13 protein-coding genes and 1 pseudogene are annotated in these 17,041 nt (G+C 73.8%); 10 read left to right on the plus strand and 4 right to left on the minus strand.

The window, feature by feature from the left end:
• Positions 1-4 precede the first annotated feature (4 nt).
• Together IE313_RS07635 and aceE are read left to right on the plus strand one after the other, a co-directional pair.
• Positions 5-628 carry a GntR family transcriptional regulator gene (locus tag IE313_RS07635; protein WP_189930171.1) on the plus strand — a complete coding sequence of 208 codons (624 nt, stop codon included), beginning with the start codon at positions 5-7 and terminating at the stop codon, positions 626-628.
• Positions 629-947: 319 nt separating this feature from the next.
• Positions 948-3,689, plus strand: a complete 2,742-nt coding sequence (gene aceE / locus IE313_RS07640; RefSeq protein WP_189930172.1) for a pyruvate dehydrogenase (acetyl-transferring), homodimeric type — start codon at positions 948-950, stop codon at positions 3,687-3,689.
• A 467-nt stretch (positions 3,690-4,156) separates the two neighbouring features.
• Here the strand turns inward: aceE and IE313_RS07645 are convergent.
• Positions 4,157-4,294: pseudogene (locus IE313_RS07645) on the minus strand (MerR family DNA-binding transcriptional regulator); the annotation flags it as partial.
• A 279-nt stretch (positions 4,295-4,573) separates the two neighbouring features.
• Between IE313_RS07645 and IE313_RS35010 the strand changes: the two are divergent.
• On the plus strand, positions 4,574-5,917 hold the full coding sequence (locus IE313_RS35010) for a helix-turn-helix transcriptional regulator (RefSeq protein WP_229924445.1): 1,344 nt from the start codon (positions 4,574-4,576) through the stop codon (positions 5,915-5,917).
• Here the strand turns inward: IE313_RS35010 and IE313_RS07655 are convergent.
• Entirely contained in the window at positions 5,869-6,807 is a 939-nt protein-coding gene (locus tag IE313_RS07655; protein WP_189930173.1) for an SDR family oxidoreductase, read from the minus strand. The two genes, IE313_RS35010 and IE313_RS07655, sit on opposite strands and share 49 nt — an antisense overlap.
• A gap of 237 nt (positions 6,808-7,044) precedes the next feature.
• Here IE313_RS07655 and IE313_RS07660 point away from each other — a divergent pair, with 237 nt between their 5' ends.
• Complete coding sequence (locus IE313_RS07660; protein ID WP_189930286.1) at positions 7,045-7,563, plus strand: DUF4240 domain-containing protein; 519 nt, start codon at positions 7,045-7,047, stop codon at positions 7,561-7,563.
• Between the two features lie 248 nt (positions 7,564-7,811).
• Here IE313_RS07660 and IE313_RS07665 read toward each other — a convergent pair whose 3' ends face one another.
• Complete coding sequence (locus IE313_RS07665) at positions 7,812-8,300, minus strand: GNAT family N-acetyltransferase (RefSeq protein ID WP_373316946.1); 489 nt, start codon at positions 8,298-8,300, stop codon at positions 7,812-7,814.
• A gap of 66 nt (positions 8,301-8,366) precedes the next feature.
• Here IE313_RS07665 and IE313_RS07670 point away from each other — a divergent pair, with 66 nt between their 5' ends.
• Positions 8,367-9,266, plus strand: coding sequence for a TIGR01777 family oxidoreductase (locus IE313_RS07670; protein ID WP_189930175.1), 900 nt, complete (start codon positions 8,367-8,369; stop codon positions 9,264-9,266).
• A gap of 373 nt (positions 9,267-9,639) precedes the next feature.
• Entirely contained in the window at positions 9,640-10,965 is a 1,326-nt protein-coding gene (locus IE313_RS07675) for an NAD(P)/FAD-dependent oxidoreductase (RefSeq protein WP_189930176.1), read from the plus strand.
• Positions 10,966-11,147: 182 nt separating this feature from the next.
• On the opposite strand, the gene IE313_RS07680 is transcribed toward IE313_RS07675, so the two are convergent.
• Entirely contained in the window at positions 11,148-12,725 is a 1,578-nt protein-coding gene (locus IE313_RS07680) for an NsdA family TPR-like regulatory protein (protein WP_189930177.1), read from the minus strand.
• Positions 12,726-12,971: 246 nt separating this feature from the next.
• On the opposite strand from IE313_RS07680, the gene lipB reads away from it, so the two are divergent.
• The 4 genes from lipB (at position 12,972) to IE313_RS07700 (ending at position 16,857) form a co-directional block, all read left to right on the plus strand.
• Positions 12,972-13,925, plus strand: a complete 954-nt coding sequence (gene lipB, locus IE313_RS07685; RefSeq protein WP_373316937.1) for a lipoyl(octanoyl) transferase LipB — start codon at positions 12,972-12,974, stop codon at positions 13,923-13,925.
• A gap of 584 nt (positions 13,926-14,509) precedes the next feature.
• Positions 14,510-15,532, plus strand: coding sequence for a lipoyl synthase (locus IE313_RS07690; protein ID WP_189930178.1), 1,023 nt, complete (start codon positions 14,510-14,512; stop codon positions 15,530-15,532).
• 321 nt (positions 15,533-15,853) lie between these two features.
• Entirely contained in the window at positions 15,854-16,093 is a 240-nt protein-coding gene (locus IE313_RS07695; protein WP_189930179.1) for an SCO2195 family GlnR-regulated protein, read from the plus strand.
• Between the two features lie 62 nt (positions 16,094-16,155).
• The gene (locus IE313_RS07700) at positions 16,156-16,857 is read left to right on the plus strand and encodes a DUF4191 domain-containing protein (protein ID WP_189930180.1); all 702 of its coding nucleotides are present in this window, start codon (positions 16,156-16,158) and stop codon (positions 16,855-16,857) included.
• The last annotated feature ends 184 nt before the right edge of the window (positions 16,858-17,041 follow it).

Below are 17,041 nucleotides of genomic sequence, written 5' to 3' on the forward strand. Positions count from 1 at the left end.
TCTCATGACCGCGCCGGTCGTCCACTCGCTGCGCGAGCAGATCCGCGAGCACATCGTGGAAGGGATCGTGAGCGGCCGCTGGCAGCCCGGCGAGCGGATCGTGGAGCGGCGGATCGCGACCGAGCTGGAGGTCAGCCAGACACCGGTCCGCGAGGCACTGCGCGAGCTGGAGTCACTGCGGCTGATCGAGTCGGCGCCCAACAAGGGCGTGCGGGTGCGGAACCTGACCGCCGCCGACCTGGAGGAGAGCTACCCGGTGAGGGCCGGCCTGGAGCAGATCGCGGCGGAGCTGGCCGCCGAACGGCTGGCCGCCGACTGCTCTGCGCTCGAACCGCACGTGAGCGCACTCTACGAGGCGGACCGCAGGGCGGACGGCACGGCCCAGGTGCGGCACACCGTCGCGTTCCACCGCGAGCTGGTGCGCGCCGCAGGCAACAGCGTCCTGCTGCACACCTGGGAGGGGCTGGGCATCGAGGTCTTCACGGCGCTGTCGATCCGCTGGCTGGGCACCGTGCAGCAGTCGTACGCGGAGGAGCACGAGGCGCTGGTCGACGCGTTCCGCAGCCGCGATCCGCGCATCGGCGAACTCGTCAAGATCCACGTCCTGGGCTGCGCCCCCCGCCCTTGACGTCCCCGCCCGCCGCACGGCCCCGCGGCTCCGCCCGACCCCGGCACATACCTGGGGCAACCGCCCGTAAGCATTCCGTACACCGACCGTTCACGCTGGATGACCTTGGAAGCAGAGGCACCGCGTGCACATGGCCGAGGCACGCTGTGCCTACTTTTCCGATTCCCGCAAGTTTTGCACCGGATCCTTTGATCGATCATCGATCAGGGGCTTACAGTCATCCTGGCTTCAACAAAGCCTCATGCCCTGTCCTGCCAAAGATCAAGGGCAAGCCTAACCTCACCGACGAGGACCCCCTTCGACTCCGGAAGGCGGCGACATGACCGACCCGACCCTCCCCCACTCCCGGCCGAGCACCACCGGGAGGATCCCCCACCAGCCGAGTGAGCTGGACCAGCTCCCGGACCGGGACCCGGAGGAGACCGCCGAATGGCAGGCGTCCCTGGACGCCGTCACCGAGGCGGCCGGTCCGCACCGTGCCGCGTATCTGATGCGCCGCACCCTGGAGCGTGCCGAGGGCGCCGGTCTCGCGCTCCCGAAGCTTCTGGAGACCGACTACGTCAACACCATCCCCACCGCCGACGAGCCCGCCGTGGACGGCGACGAGGCGTTGGAGAGCCGGATCACCGCCTGGAACCGGTGGAACGCCGCGGCGATGGTCACCCGCGGCTCGAAGCACGGCGTCGGCGGCCACATCGCCACCTTCGCCTCCGCCGCCTGGCTCTACGAGACCGGCTTCAACCACTTCTTCCGCGGCAAGGAGGGCGACGGCAGCGGGGACCAGCTCTACATACAGGGCCACGCCTCCCCCGGCATCTACGCCCGCGCCTTCCTGGACGGCCGCCTGACCGAGGCGCACCTGGACCACTTCCGCCGCGAGGCGGACGGCCGTGGCCTGCCGTCGTACCCGCACCCGCGCCGACTGCCGTGGCTGTGGGAGTTCCCGACCGTGTCCATGGGCCTCGGCCCGCTCTCCGCGATCTACCAGGCGCGCTTCAACCGCTACCTCACCGCCCGCGGCATCAAGGACACCTCGCGCTCGCACGTCTGGGCGTTCCTCGGCGACGGCGAGATGGACGAGCCGGAGTCGACGGCCGCGCTCGCGCTCGCCGCCCGCGAGGGCCTGGACAACCTGACCTTCGTCATCAACTGCAACCTGCAGCGCCTCGACGGCCCCGTGCGCGCCAACTTCAAGATCGTGCAGGAGCTGGAGGCGCAGTTCCGCGGCGCCGGCTGGAACGTCGTCAAGTCCCTGTGGGGCAGTGCCTGGGACGAGCTGCTGCGGCTCGACACCACCGGGGCGCTGGTCCGCCGGCTGCGCGAGGTGCCGGACGCCCAGGTGCAGACGTACCAGACCCGCGACGCCGCCTACATCCGCCAGGACTTCTTCGGCGCGGACCCGGCGCTCGCCGAGCTGGCGAGGCTGCTGTCGGACGACAAGATCCTGGAGTGCTTCCACCTGTCCCGCGGCGGCCACGAGCCCCGCAAGGTGTACGCGGCCTACCGGGCGGCCCTGGCGCACAAGGGCGCACCGACGGTGATCCTCGCGCAGACCGTCAAGGGCTTCACGCTGGGCGAGGGCTTCGCGTCCAAGAACGCCAACCACCAGATGAAGAAGCTGACGGTGGACGAGTTCAAGACCATGCGCGAGCTGCTCGACCTGCCGATCCCGGACAGCGCCTTCGTGGACGGCCAGGTGCCCTACGCCCACCCGGGCCCCGACTCCCCCGAGGTGCGCTACCTCAAGGAGCGCCGCGCTGCCCTCGGCGGCCCGGCCCCGGCCCGCCGTGTGCAGCCCCTCACGCCGCTGCCCGCGCCGGCCGAGAAGGCGTTCGCCGCCTTCGACAAGGGCTCGGGCTCCCAGTCGGTGGCCACCACCATGGCGTTCGTACGCCTGGTGAAGGACCTGGTCAGGGACAAGGAGACCGGCAGGCGCTGGGTGCCGATCGTGCCGGACGAGGCCCGCACCTTCGGCATGGAGTCGCTCTTCCCTTCCCTCGGCATCTACTCGCCGAAGGGCCAGACGTACGAGCCGGTCGACCGCGACCAACTGATGTACTACCGCGAGGCCGAGAACGGCCAGATCCTCAACGAGGGCATCACCGAGGCCGGCTCCATGGCCGACTTCATCGCCGCGGCGACCTCGTACGCCACGCACGCCGAGGCGATGATCCCGTTCTACATCTTCTACTCGATGTTCGGCTGGCAGCGCACCGCCGACCAGATGTGGCAGCTCGGTGACCAGCTCGGCCGCGGTTTCCTGGTCGGCGCCACCGCGGGCCGCACCACGCTCACCGGCGAGGGCCTCCAGCACGCGGACGGGCAGTCGCCGCTGATCGCCTCGACCAACCCCGCGGCGCTCAGCTACGACCCGGCGTTCGCTTACGAGATCGCGGCCATCGTCAAGGAGGGGCTGCGCCGGATGTACGGCGAGCTGTCCGACGGCGAGAGCGAGGCGGACCGCGACGTCTTCTACTACCTCACGGTCTACAACGAGCCGATGCCGCAGCCCGCGAAGCCGGCCGGTGTGGACGAGGGCATCGTCAAGGGCCTGTACCGCTTCAACACCGCCCGGTCCGCGGGCCTGGCCGTCCCCGAGAACGCACCGCGCATCCAACTGCTGGGGTCGGGGACCGCGATCCACTGGGTGCTCGCGGCGCAGAAGCTGCTGGCCGAGGAGTGGGGCGTGGCCGCCGACGTGTGGTCCGCGACCTCGTGGGGCGAGCTGCGCCGGGACGCCATGGCCGCGGACGCGGCGGTGCTGCGCGGCGAGGAGCAGGTGCCGTACCTGCGCCAGGCCCTGGCAGGCGCGGAAGGTCCCGTACTGGCCGTCAGCGACTACATGCGCCAGGTGCCCGACCAGATCGCGCAGTGGGTCGAGCAGGACTACACCTCCCTGGGCGCGGACGGCTTCGGCCTCTCCGACACCCGGGAGGCGGCCCGGCGCCACTTCGGCGTCGACGCCGAGTCCGTGGTGGTGGCGGCGCTCGCACAGCTCGCACGCCGCGGGGAGGTACCCGCCACGGCCGTCAAGGAGGCCCGCGAGCGCTACGCGGTCTGACCCCCGCGGGCCCGGCCTGGCCGGGCCGGGCAGCCGCCTGGCCGGGCAGCCTGCCCTTCCGTGCCCACCCGCCTTCCCGGTGGGTGGGCACGATCGTTCTCGGGCGGTGCAGGACGGCGGCGTCCTGACCCCATGCCTTCCGCGGACCGCGAGCCGCGAAGGCGCAGGGGCCCGGAGGCCCGGACACGCAGAGGCGCGGAGACGCGAAGGCGCAGAGGCCCGGAGGCGCAGAGGTCCGGAGGTGTAGAGGTCCGGAGGTGTAGAGACGCGGACACGCGAAGGCACAGAGGCCCGAAGGCCCGGTGGCCCGGACCGGCAGGGCGGGGCGGGCGTCATGCGCGCCCCGGTGCCAGGTGGTTTTGGGCTTCATGCGGGTCCAGGGCGTCCTGCGGGTCCAGGGCGTCCTGCGGGTCCTGCGGGTGCGGTGGGTCCTGCCGACGGCGTCCGGGCGGCCCACTCCTCCAGGTAGGCGTGTAGACCCGGTACCCGTGCTCCGTGCGCTCCGCGGGCGGCAGGATGCCCGCCGCCTCGTAGTTCCGCACCGCCTGCGTGGACAGGCCGTGCGTCCGGGCCAGGTCGACCGGCCGCAGCCGCACTGCGCTCATATCGCCCCCTGTCCTTGAGGCTTTCCGGATGGCCTGCCCAGCGTACCGACGCAAAGGCCACGGTAAGTCTCAAGCAGAATTCAATGATGGGTTTGAAGGTGGCACGGCGCCTTGCCGCGACCCTCGGCGACGGCCCGTGCGCACCGGCGCCGCGCACCGGCACCACCGGCCACCACGGCTGCCTCCCGCCGGCCCCCGGTCGGCCGGACGGCACCGGCCGGCGTCCTCCTCCTCGGGAGCACCGCTGGACCGGCCCGCGGCAGACCGCAGAATGGCCCCATGCGCGCAGCCCGCCTGATCAGAATGGTGCTCCTCCTGCAGTCCCGGCCCGCCATGACGGCCGCGGAACTCGCCCGGGAGCTGGGCGTCTCCGAACGCACCGTCACCCGGGACGCCCAGGCACTCTCCGAGGCGGGCGTCCCGGTCTACGCGGACCGCGGCCGCACCGGCGGCTACCGCCTCGTGGACGGTTACCGCACCCGACTGACCGGACTTGCGCGCGGCGAGGCGGAGGCGCTCTTCCTGTCGGGGGTGCCCGGTGCCCTGCGCGAGATGGGCCTTGAGGACGCGGCCTCGACCGCCCGCCTGAAGGTGTCCGCCGCGCTCCTGCCCTCGCTGCGCGACGCCTCCCGGACCGCCGCCCAGCGCTTCCACCTGGACGCGCCCGGCTGGTTCAGGGAGCCGCGGACGCCCGACCTGCTGCCGGTCGTGGCGGACGCGGTCTGGGGCGACCGCCGGATCGCCGCCCGTTACCGCCGCCGCGCGGACGGTGCCGGCGACCACGAGGTCGTCAGAACGCTGGAGCCCTACGGCCTGGTCCTCAAGGCGGGCGTCTGGTACCTGTGCGCCCGAGCGCTCCCGGAGCCCGTCTGCGATGCGGGCCCCGGTACGGTCCCCGGACCCGGCACCGCGTCCGCGCACCGCACCGCCCCGGCCGGTGGTACCGCCGGTGGCACCGGCGGTGCGTCACCCTGGGCGTCGGCCGGCGTGTGCGGTGTTCCCGCCGCGTCCCGCCTTCCGGGCGCCTTCCGTGTCCCGGGCACCACCCCTGCCCCGGACGACGCGTCCGCTGTCCCGGGTACGCCGGGTAGCGCGAGTGCGCCGGGCAGCGCGGATACGCCGGGTAGCGCGGGTGCCTGCGCGGCCCGCGGCGCCCGCGGTTCCTTTCGCGTCTACCGCATCGACCGCTTCTGCTCCGTGGCGCCCACCGGTGACCACTTCGTACGGGACGAGGCGTTCGACCTGCCGGCGTTCTGGGAGGAGCAGGCCGAGCGGTTCGCCCGCGCCCTCCTGCGGACGACGGTGGTGGTGCGGCTCACGCCGGAGGGCGCCCGGCAGCTACCGGGCGCCGTCGACCCGGTGGCCGCCCGGGAGGCACTGGCCGGGGCCACGGGGCCGGACGCCCGCGGCCGGGTCACGGCCACGCTGCCCGTGGAGTCGGAGGCCGTCGCCTACAGCCAGTTGCTGGCGCTCGGCCCGGAGGCGGAGGTGCTGTGCCCGGCCGCACTCCGCGCACGCCTCGCCGAGGCGGCCGAGCGGACGTCCGCGCAGTACCGCGAGCCGCGACCGCCGTCCTACCGGTACTCCTCGGCCGGCCGGCCGGCACCGCCCGCCGCCACCTGAGACAGGTACGCCCAGGCGTCCGGACGCGAGCCGTCGACGTCCGTGAACCCGTACTCCCTGGCGAGCCCCCCGCTGGAGAGCGAGGTGCCGTTGAAGCGTCCCCGGTCGGGGTCGGCCGCCAGGGCGACGAGGGCGCGGGCGACGAAGACGGGGGACTCGGAGATGGCGAAGTGCGGCTCCTCGGCGATGGCGTCCCGCCAGTTCTCCTCGGTGACGCCGAAGTGGTCGAGCATCTGCTCGGAGCGGAGGAAGCCGGGAGTGAGCGAGACGGCGGTGCCTCCTACGCCCGCCAGCTCCGCGCCGAGCGCGAGGGCCATGCGGATGGGTGCGGTCTTGGCGAGGTCGTAGAAGAAGGTGCCGCGGTAGGCGCGGTTGGACTCGGCCGTGCCGTCCGTCATCTCGACGACGAGCCCGCCCGGCCGCCGCACCAGCAGCGGCAGCGCGAGACGGCTGGTGATGATGTGCGCACGGACGCCGAGTTCCAGCATCCGCAGGCCCTTGTCGAGGTCCGCCTCCCACAACTTGCTGTCGAAGTCGACGAGGTGCTCGCCGCCCCAGAGGTCGTTGACGAGGACGTCGAGCCGGCCCTGCTCGTGCTCGATGCGGTCGACGACGGCGCGCACCTGGTCCGGGTGCAGATGGTCGGCGGGCACCGCGATGCCCGCGCCCGGCGTACCGGCCTCGGCCGCCGCGGCGCAGACGAGTTCCGCGGTCTCCTCGATGGTCTCGGTGGTCCTGCCCACCTCGCTGACCCGCTGCCGTGTGGTGCGTCCTGTGGCGTAGACGGTGGCTCCCGCCCGGCCGAGTTCGACGGCCATGGCGCGGCCCGCGCCCCGGGTGGCCCCCGCGACCAGGGCGATACGGCCGCCGAGCGGCTGTGTGTTCTCCATGGGCGCAGCCTGGCAGCGAACACCGACATCTCCTGTCGTGCTTTTCCGGCTCTTCTGGTGTCCGCGGGTGGGTTGGGCGGCCGCGCACGAGCCGCGCACGCCGGCGGTTCGGCGCGGGCCCGCACGGCGCGGGCACCATGTCGTGTGCCTCGGGTGACACAGCCACATGACGAATCGGGGTACATCTGCGGTACTCCGCGTGCATGGCCCAGCCCCAGGGCCGATGCTTGACCCGTGATGGACGAGACCGAGTTCTGGGAGATCGTGGACAGTACCCGCGAGGCCGCCGGGGGCGACCCCGACGACCACGCCGAGCTGCTCGTCGACCGCCTGGTGCAGTACGACCCCGAGTCCGTCCTGGACTTCGCCAGGCACTTCGAGGCGCGCTACACCCGCGCCTACAGTTGGGATCTGTGGGGCGCCGCGTGGCTGCTGCTCGGCGGGGCGAGCGACGACGCGTTCGACTACTTCCGGTGCTGGCTGATCGGCCAGGGCAGGGAGGCATTCGAGGGCGCCGTGCACGAACCGGACGCACTCGCCGAACTGCTGGACGACTTCGACGAGGAGGTCGACGGGGACGGCGAGGAGCTGGGGTACGCGGCGGACGAGGCGTACGAGCAGCTCACCGGGACCGTGGCACCCGATCTGGGCCTGCCGCCCGCGCCCGCGGAGCCGGAGGGCGTCCCGGTCGACTTCGAGGACGAGGTGGCACTCGCCCGGCGCTACCCGAAGCTGTGGGAACGGTTCGGATCATGACGGTTCGGGTCATGACGGTCGGCACCCGCACCGGCCGCCCCCACCCGGCCGCCGTGCCCGGACACGGCCGTCCGCACATGGCCTCCGCGCCCGGACACGGCCGTCCGCGCCCGCACCGGCCGCCCGGCGCACGGTGGTCGCGCCCGGGCCGGCCGTCGCCCCTGACCGTGGCACCGGCATCCGGCCGGCCCCTGCCACCGCCGCGTGCCGCACGGGCCCAGGCCGCCGGAGGGCGGTGAGCGCGCCGGTCACAGGCTCCGGCCCATCAGCACGTCGTCGACGTACTCGCCGTCCAGGTAGAACTCGCCGGGCTGGATGCCCTCGATGACGAAGCCCGCCGACTCGTAGAGCGCACGCGCCGGTGCGTTGTGGCCGAGGACGCGCAGGGTCAGACGCCGCGCGCCCTGGCGGCGCGCCTCCTCCACCGCCGCGTCGAGCAGCGCCCGGCCCACTCCCCTGCCGCGCGCGTCCGCCGCGACCGCGAGCCCCCTGATCTGCCGGACGTGTGCGTTGGCGGCCAGGGATGTGGGGAAGCCGAGCCGGAGGTAGCCCACGAGCCGGCCGTCGAGCTCGGCGACGAGATGGTCCCGGGGCGGGCGGGCCTCGTCGAAGAAGGGCCGGTACGGCGGCTCCTCGCGGGGGTGGACGGCGGACAGCGTGGACCAGGTGTCGCGGTCGAGCCTGCCGAGGAGCGCCTCGTCCTGTGACCGTGCGAAGCGTATGGAGGGGCCGGACAGGTGCGTCATGTGCGCCACTCTACGGCCCGGCCGCCGGGTGGCCCGGCGGAGCGGCAGACTGGGGCCATGGACGGAACCCGTATCGCGGTGGCCGGCGCGTCCGGCCTGATCGGCAGTGCGCTGGTGCGCTCGCTCGTCTCGGACGGGTACGAGGTGGTGCGACTGGTGCGCAGGGCGCCGCGGGGGCCCGGCGAGGTGCGGTGGGACCCGGAGCGTCAGGAGGTCGACGTGGTGGGGCTCACGGGCTGCACGGCCGTCGTCAATCTGGCCGGTGTGGGCATCGGGGACCGCCGCTGGACCGAGGCCCACAAGAGGGCGGTGCGCGACAGCCGCGTGCTGGGCACGGCCGCGCTCGCGGAGGCCGTCGCCTCGCTGGACGAGCCGCCGGGGGTGTTCGTGAACGGCAGCGCGGTCGGCTTCTACGGCGACACGGGCGAACGGGCCGTGGACGAGGACGACCCGCCGGGAGACGGCTTCCTGCCGTCGCTGTGCGTGGAGTGGGAGGAGGCGGCGGCTGCCGCCCAGGAGGCGGGCGTGCGAACCGTGTTCGCCCGCAGCGGTCTGGTCGTGGCCCGCGGAGGCGGTGCGTGGGCGAGGCTGTTCCCCCTGTTCAGGGCCGGGCTCGGCGGGCGTCTCGGCGACGGGCGGCAGTACTGGAGCTGTATCGCGCTGCACGACGAGGTGGCCGCGCTGCGCCATCTCATCGACACCGGGGAACTCTCGGGTCCGGTCAATCTGACGGGCCCCGAGCCCCGTACGAACCGCGAGGTGACCGCCGCGATGGGCCGGGTACTGCACCGCCCCACGCTCCTCCCGGTGCCCGCGCCCGCGCTGCGCCTCGTCCTCGGCGAACTGGCCGACGACACGCTCACCGGCCAGCGCGTGCTGCCCACCAGACTGCTCCAGTCCGGTTTCGCCTTCGCCTTCCCCGACATCGAGGACATGGTGCGCGCGGCGCTGGCCTGAGCCGGAGGGGCGGCAGCCCGCCCGGCGGCGGGCCGCGGGGGCGGGGCCGCGGGGACGGGTTCGGATGTCCGGACCGGCGAGGGGCGGGCCGGGCGGCGGCACGGGCGGCGAAGGGCCGCGGGAGGCGCACGGCGGCGGGCGGGGACGGCGCACGCCCGGCTCCCGGGTCGCCCGGCGCCCGGCCGCACCTGCTTGGCGGGCGGCACCCTCTTGACCGTTTCCGTCGGTATGCGACCACCGTGCGACCGTGCCCGGTTGATGCGCGACTTCCGCCTGACTGATTCGCGCCTACTCTCAACCCGAACTCGGGTAATCCGTACGCCTGTTGGGGGCACCCCCGTCCTCAGCAGCCGCGCCACCTCGGGGAGGGCACGTGCTTGAGCCTGCGCGCCATGCCGACGTCGTCATCGTGGGAGCTTCGGTCGCGGGGCTCTCCGCTGCCCACCAGTTGCTCAGAGCGGGGGTGCAGGCCGTCGTCCTGGAGGCACGCGGCCATCCGGGCGGGCGGATGTCGACGCAGAAGGTGGACGGTTTCCGGCTGGACAGAACGGGCCGGCTGATGCTGGTCTCGCCCCAGGAGCTGCGCCGCGTCCCGGGGCTCGACCGGCTGGTGCTCCGGCCCTTCGCGCCGGGGGCCCTGGTGCACAGCGACGGCCGACTGCATCGTATGGGAGAGCCGCTGAGCGCCCGGCGCACAGTGGGCGCACGCAGCACCGCGCGCGCCCTGGCAGGCGTCCCCCGCGGCCATCGGCCCGGGCAGCTCAGCGGTCCGCTGGAGCAGGCCAGGCTGGATGCGGCGCTCGCCCGGCTCGCCTCGACCCCCGCGCACCGGCTGCTCGCCCGGCCGGAGCGCCCCGCGGCACAGGCACTCACCGCACGCGGCCTGCCCGGGCGCACCGTCGACGGAGTGCTGCGGCCGCTGCTCTCGGCGCTGCTGTGCGACCCCGAGCTGACGACGTCCAGCCGGTGCGCCGATCTGGCACTGGCCGCCTTCGCGCGCGGCAGGCTCTGCCTCACGGAGGGCGGCGCGGAGGCGCTGCCGTGCCGGCTGGCGGCCGCGCTGCCCCCCGGCACGGTGCACACCGGCGTACGGGTCACGGGGGTCTCCACCACCTCGGTGGTCACCGCGGAGCACGGGGAGCTGGGCTGCCGTGCCGTGCTGCTGGCCACGGGCGCCCGTTCCGCGGCCGCACTGCTCCCGGGGCTGCGGGTGCCCGCGTCGCATCCGGTGACGGTGCTCCACCACGGCGCGGTGGAGCCCCCGTCCGCGGGTCCCGCACTGCTGCTGGACGCCGACCGCCGCGGGCCGGTGGCACACACGGCGGTGACCAGCGAGATCGATCCGTCGAGGGCGCCGGAGGGCCGTGCGCTGATCTCGACGACCGTGCTCGGGGTTCCGCCGAGCGACCTGGACCGGCTGGTGCGCAGACAGCTCGCCACGCTGTACGGCACGTCGACGGCGCACTGGGAGCTGCTCGGCGTCCACCACGACCCGGAGGCGGTGGCCGCGATGCCGCCGCCGCACGACATGCAGCGGCCGGTGCGGCTGCTGTTCGGGCTGTACGTGTGCGGGGAGCACCGGGACACCTCCACGGTGCAGGGCGCGCTGCGCTCCGGCAGGCGGGCGGCCCGCGCCCTGCTCGCCGACTTCCGGCCGCTGCCGGGCCGGACCCCGCAGGGCCTGCCCGCGGCGGCCTGACCCCGCCGCACCGGGCCACCGCGCCCCCCTGGCCACGGCACCGTCGCACCCGTACGCCCGTACGAACGGGCGGGCAGGCGAACGTGCGCGTGGGCGCGCGTGCGGGTGCGCCGGCATGCCGCGTCCACGGGCCCCGGCGGCGGGGCCCGTGGACCAGGCCCCGCCCACCGCTGCCCGGCGCCTTATCCCAGTGCCGCGACCCGCTCGCGGTAGCCACGCACCGGTGCCGCGTCGCGGTAGGGCTCCAACCGCCGCTCGAAGTCGCGCACGTATTCGAGCGCACGCACCGAGCGCATGTCGGCCGCCTGCTGGGCCGCCTCGGCACCGAGCAGGCACGCCTGCTCCAGCTCGCCGAGGCCGAGCCGGGCGGTGGCGAGGACCACCCGGCAGAAGAGCCGGCTGCGGGCGAAGCCGGGGGCACGCAGTTGCAGGGAGCGCTCCGCGTGCTGCGCCGCGGCCCGGTACTGCTGGAGGTCGCGGTGGCAGTGGCCGAACTCGTCGGCGAGCTGAGCCTCGTCGAAGAACCGCGCCCAGTGCGGTGCCTCGTCACCGGAACGGGCCGCGTCGAGCGCGCGCTCGGCCCTGGCCAGCGAGGCCGTACAGGCCCGTACCTCGCCGAGCACGCCGTGCCCGCGCGCCTCCGCCGCGTGCAGCAGCGCCTGCACGGTGCCCGGCGCCGAGGACCCGACGCCCTGCTGGGCCACCCGCGCCAACTGCACCGCCTCGCGGCCATGGCCCAGGTAGACAGCCTGGCGGCTCATCGTGACGAGGATGTACGCACCGTAGGTGCGATCGCCCGCGGCCTGGGAGAGCCGGAGCGCCTGGACGAAGTAGCGCTGCGCCAGGCCGTGCGCCGCGATGTCGTACGAGGTCCAGCCGGCCAGCCGGGTCAGCTCGGCCGCGGCCGCGAACAGCTTGCGCCCGATCTGCTCGCCGTACACGCCGCGCAGCATCGGCTCGCCCTCGTGCTCCAGGTACCGCACCAGCGCCTGGCGGGCGTGCCCGCCGCCGTAGGCGTTGTCGAGCGCGCGGAACAGCTCGCTCACCGAGCGCAGTGCGGCGATGTCGCCGGCGGTCACCCGCTGGCCGGGACCGCGTTCGACGCTGCGCCTGCGCTGCTCGGGCAGGGCGTGGCGGAGCGGGTCGGCGGCGTCCGCCCGGCCACGGGCCTGTTCGGGGATGCGGGCGCCCGGCCGGTCGGGCCGGCCCGGCTCCTCGCCCCGGCCACCGGGACCGGGTGGCCGCTCGGAGTCCCGGCCGGGACGCGGCGGCTCGCCGCGGGCCGTGCGGTCCGGGCGGTCCTCGCCGCGGCCCACGCGGTCGTCGGGACGGCCGATCAGCCAGTCGCGGCTCGGTACGACCAGGCCGGCGGGGGTGAAGGCGATCTTGCGCAGCTCGGCATGGCTGCCGGAGTCCTTGCGCCAGAGCCCGCCGACGATGTCGATGGCCTCCTCGGGTGTCGAGGCGAACTCCAGACCGGCGTAGACCGGTGCCGCGGCGTCCAGGCCGAGGTCCTGGGCGCTCAGCCGCCGGCCGAGGCGTCTGGTGAAGACCTCGGCGATCAGCGCGGGTGTGGTGCCCCTGGGCTGCTGACCGCGGAGCCACCGGGTCACCGACGTCTTGTCGTACCGCAGGTCGAGGCCGTGCTCGATGCCGAGCTGGTCGACTCGGCGCGCCAAGCCTGCGTTGGAGAACCCTGCCTCCGCGATCAGAGCGGCGAGCTGGCGGTTGGGGGTGCGCTGCGGAGGTCGTTCCGTCATCAGATGTGCGGTCTCCTGCCTTCCGGGCGTGTCTGAGCAGCCCTTATGGCCTCCATGACGGCGTGAATGTAACGGCCTGAGCTGTCCTCATCGCCACCTTCGCCCCGCATTCATCCGATCGTGTGAGGATTGGCCCGACGACTGACGCGGATGCGGGACCCGTACAGTGAGGTGGGGCGTGCCCGCCACGGTGCGGCGCCGGAGGGCGGCGCGGCGGCGCCCCGCTGAGCTAGGGAGGCACCTGCCGTGAGTGAGCTGCGGTTCGTCCGGCTGGGCTTCGGGAACGACCCCGCCGGAGCCGCTCCGTCCGCGCCGGCCGACCGGGTCGCCGCGGCCCCCGGGACCCCCGGGACCCCCGGAATCACCCGGTCGACGCGGTACGTCGAGTATCAGGAGGCCTGGGACGAGCAGCGGCGGGTGCACGCGGCCCGCTTCGCCGACGAGGTTCCGGACACCTGTCTGCTGCTGGAACACCTGCCCGTCTACACCGCCGGCCGGCGCACCGCCGACGCGGAGCGCCCGCTCGACGGCACTCCGGTGATCGACGTGGACCGCGGCGGCAAGATCACCTGGCACGGCCCGGGACAGTTGGTCGGCTACCCGATCATGAAGCTGCCGCGGCCGGTGGACGTGGTCGCGCACGTCCGCCGCCTGGAGGAGGCCCTCATCCGGGTGTGCGCGGAGTTCGGCCTCGACACCACCCGGGTGGAGGGCCGCAGCGGCGTGTGGGTGCTGGGCGACGCGAAGGACCCGGCCGAGCGGCCGGGGGCGCTCGGCGGGCTCGCGCTCGACTTCGACCCGCGCCTGCGGGACGACGAGTTCGACGCCCGGCTGAACGGCCCGGAGTACGCGCCGTCGAACGCCGGCCAGCGCGGCGAGGACCGCAAGGTCGCCGCGATCGGCATCCGGGTCGCCAAGGGCGTGACCATGCACGGCTTCTCCCTGAACGTGAACCCGGACAACACCTGGTTCGACCGGATCGTGCCGTGCGGCATCCGGGACGCCGGGGTGACGTCCCTGGCGAACGAGCTCGGCCGGGACATCACCGTCGAGGAGGTCCTGCCGGTCGTGGAGAGACACCTGCGGGACGTGCTGGAGCACGCGGAGCCGAAACCGCGGGAGGCCGGACCCGACGGAGGCGCGCCGGCCGGTGCGGGCGCCGCGACCGGTGCCGCCACCGCGACCGCCGTGGCCCCCTAGTCCGCGTGGCCCCGTGGGCCGCCATGGCCCCGTGAGCCTCCTGGGCCCCTCGGCCTCCGTAGTGCCTTGGGTCTCCTCGGCCTCCTCAGCCCCTAAGCCTGCACGGCTCCCCGGGCCGCCGCGGACGCCGGTGACCGGTACCGCCGCCGGAGTCCGCCGAGGGAGCGCCGGGCCGGCGCACGCCCGCTCGGAGCCCCTCGAAGCCCCTCGAAGCCCCTCGGAGCCACCCGGCGCACGCCTGCCACGCCCCCCTGGCGCGCATCTCCCCTGGGCCCCCGGCGCACGCCCCGCTCGAACCCTTTACCCCCTTTACCGCACGCCGGCGGGTGCCACGGGCCGCGAGCGCCCAGGGCTCGTCGCCGGCGTTGCGCCCACCCCGGCGTGCATCCGGGCCGTCCCGGACCACGAGGCCGTGCTCCGGGGGCGCGCGTCCCACGGGAATGCACCCCGCCGGCCGGAGGTTGGGCCGGGGGATGAGCCGTGCACTTGCCGGGCGTACGCTGGGATGCGCCGAGGAATCGAAGACGCATCCCGGTCCGACCGGCCCAAGAACCACCGAAAAACCCAAGTAGCAGGGAGCCGACGTGTCCGCAGTCGCACCGGAAGGGCAGTCAGCGCCAGGGCCTGACGGCCGGCGATTGCTGCGCCTGGAGGTCCGCAACAGCCAGACCCCCATCGAGCGCAAGCCCGACTGGATCAAGACCCGGGCGAAAATGGGTCCCGAGTACCGGCAGATGCAGAGCCTGGTGAAGCGCGAGGGACTGCACACGGTCTGCCAGGAGGCCGGCTGCCCCAACATCTACGAGTGCTGGGAGGACCGCGAGGCCACCTTCCTCATCGGCGGCGACCAGTGCACCCGGCGCTGCGACTTCTGCCAGATCGACACCGGCCGGCCCAAGGCCCTGGACCGCGACGAGCCCCGCCGCGTCGGCGAGTCCGTGGTCACCATGGACCTGAACTACGCCACCATCACCGGCGTCGCCCGTGACGACCTGGAGGACGGCGGCGCCTGGCTGTACGCGGAGACGGTGCGGCAGATCCACGGCATGACGGCCGGACGCGAGGCCGGCCGCACCAAGGTCGAGCTGCTGATCCCGGACTTCAACGCGGAACCCGGCCAGTTGGCCGAGGTCTTCTCGTCCCGCCCCGAGGTGCTGGCCCACAACGTGGAGACCGTGCCCAGGATCTTCAAGCGCATCCGCCCCGGCTTCCGCTACGAGCGCTCGCTGAAGGTGATCACCGAGGCCCGTGCGGCCGGCCTGGTCACCAAGTCCAACCTCATCCTGGGCATGGGCGAGGAGCGCGCGGAGATCAGCGAGGCGCTGCACCAACTGCACGAGGCCGGTTGCGAGCTGATCACCATCACGCAGTACCTGCGCCCGTCGGTGCGCCACCACCCGGTGGAGCGCTGGGTCAAGCCGGAGGAGTTCGTGGAGCTGAAGGAGGAGGCCGAGGAGATCGGCTTCTCCGGTGTGCTCTCGGGGCCCCTGGTCCGCTCCTCCTACCGCGCGGGCCGGCTGTACCGGATGGCCGTAGAGCGCCGGGACGCAGGCACCTCCGCGGTCGCCGGTGCGCTCGGGCGGCACGCGGCCCCGCAGGCGGTCTGAGACGGGGACCGGCACTCGGCGCCCGAATGTGAATCTCCGCACAAGGAATTACCGACCGGTATCGGGCCGATGACCCAGGCCCCGGCGATCACCGCAGGTAGCGGCGCCGCCGGGGCCCCGGGCCCGGATTCCGCGGCTTCCGTCCGGCTTTCACGGCCGTTTGACCGGCTGGTCACGCGCTGGTAACACCGAACCGTGACCGTGTACGTACGCCGTGTACAACCGCGTGCAACCGCGTACGCACCGGCGCGCGCACCACGCACCCACCGCACCTTCCGAGCCATCGCCGCGCTCTCCACGTCCACAGGGGGAACACCCGCCATGCAGGCAGCGCCCGCCCGCAGTACCGCCCTCCCGTCCGTCACCGCCGCGCTGCGCGCCCTGGAGTCGCTGCTGATGGCCCCCGGCCAGCGCACCGCCCGCCGCAACGCATGGAACTCCGTGCTGGAGGACCGCCGCCGCGCCAAGGACCGCATCGAGGCCGAGCGCGTGCTGGACAAACTCGGCGAACTCCACGAGACGCCCGCGAACCCGGTGCGGGCCGCCGTCCGCACCTCGTGACGGTCCCTCCGCTCCTCCCACCGCCCGTCATCGCGGCCCACGGGGGCACGTAGACTTCACGCATGGCGAGGAAGGAACCGGCAGCGGAGGCTGCGAATCCCGGGCGGCTCAAGCAGATCGCCCTGACCTACAAGATGACCAGCAAGGCCGATCCGAAGATCGGCCTTGTGCTCGCGGCTGTCGGAATCGTCACCCTCGGTGTCTTCCTCGCGATCGGCTTCTTGATCGGCCACCCCATCTACCTGGGCGTCGTCGGCCTGCTGTTCGGCCTGCTGGCGACGGCATGGGTGTTCGGACGGCGTGCGGAGCGCGCCGCGTTCGGCCAGATGGAGGGACAGCCCGGCGCCGCGGCGGCCGTGCTCGACAACGTCGGCCGCGGCTGGACGACCACCCCCGCGGTGGCCATGAACCGCAACCAGGACGTGGTCCACCGCACCGTCGGCAGAGCGGGCATCGTACTGGTCGCCGAGGGCAACCCGAACCGCGTCAAGAGCCTGCTGGCCGCCGAGAAGCGGAAGATGTCCCGGGTCGTGGTGGACGTTCCCGTGCACGACGTCATCGTCGGCAACGGCGAGGGCCAGGTGCCGCTCAAGAAGATCCGCACCACCCTGCTGAAGTACCCCCGTGTGCTCACCGGCCCCCAGGTCACGGCGACCAACGACCGGCTGCGCGCCCTGGGCGACCTGATGAGCAACATGCCGTTGCCGAAGGGGCCCATGCCGAAAGGCATGAGGATGCCGCGCGGCGGCCCGCGACTGCGCTGAGGCACCGCGGCCGCGCCGGGGCGGGGCTGGAGCGCCGCGACGAATGACGAATGAGGGGGCGCCCGGAACGAAGAGTTCCGGGCGCCCCCTCTGCAATCGCCGGGCCCCGTGTGTGCCGCCGCCCAGTCCGGGTCCGCAGCCGCCGTGCACCCGGATGCGCACCCGTCCTCGCACGGGCTCAGAT

Origin of the sequence: Streptomyces sulfonofaciens (genome assembly GCF_014656295.1) — a bacterium.
In the GTDB taxonomy this organism is placed as follows: Bacteria; Actinomycetota; Actinomycetes; order Streptomycetales; family Streptomycetaceae; genus Streptomyces; species Streptomyces sulfonofaciens.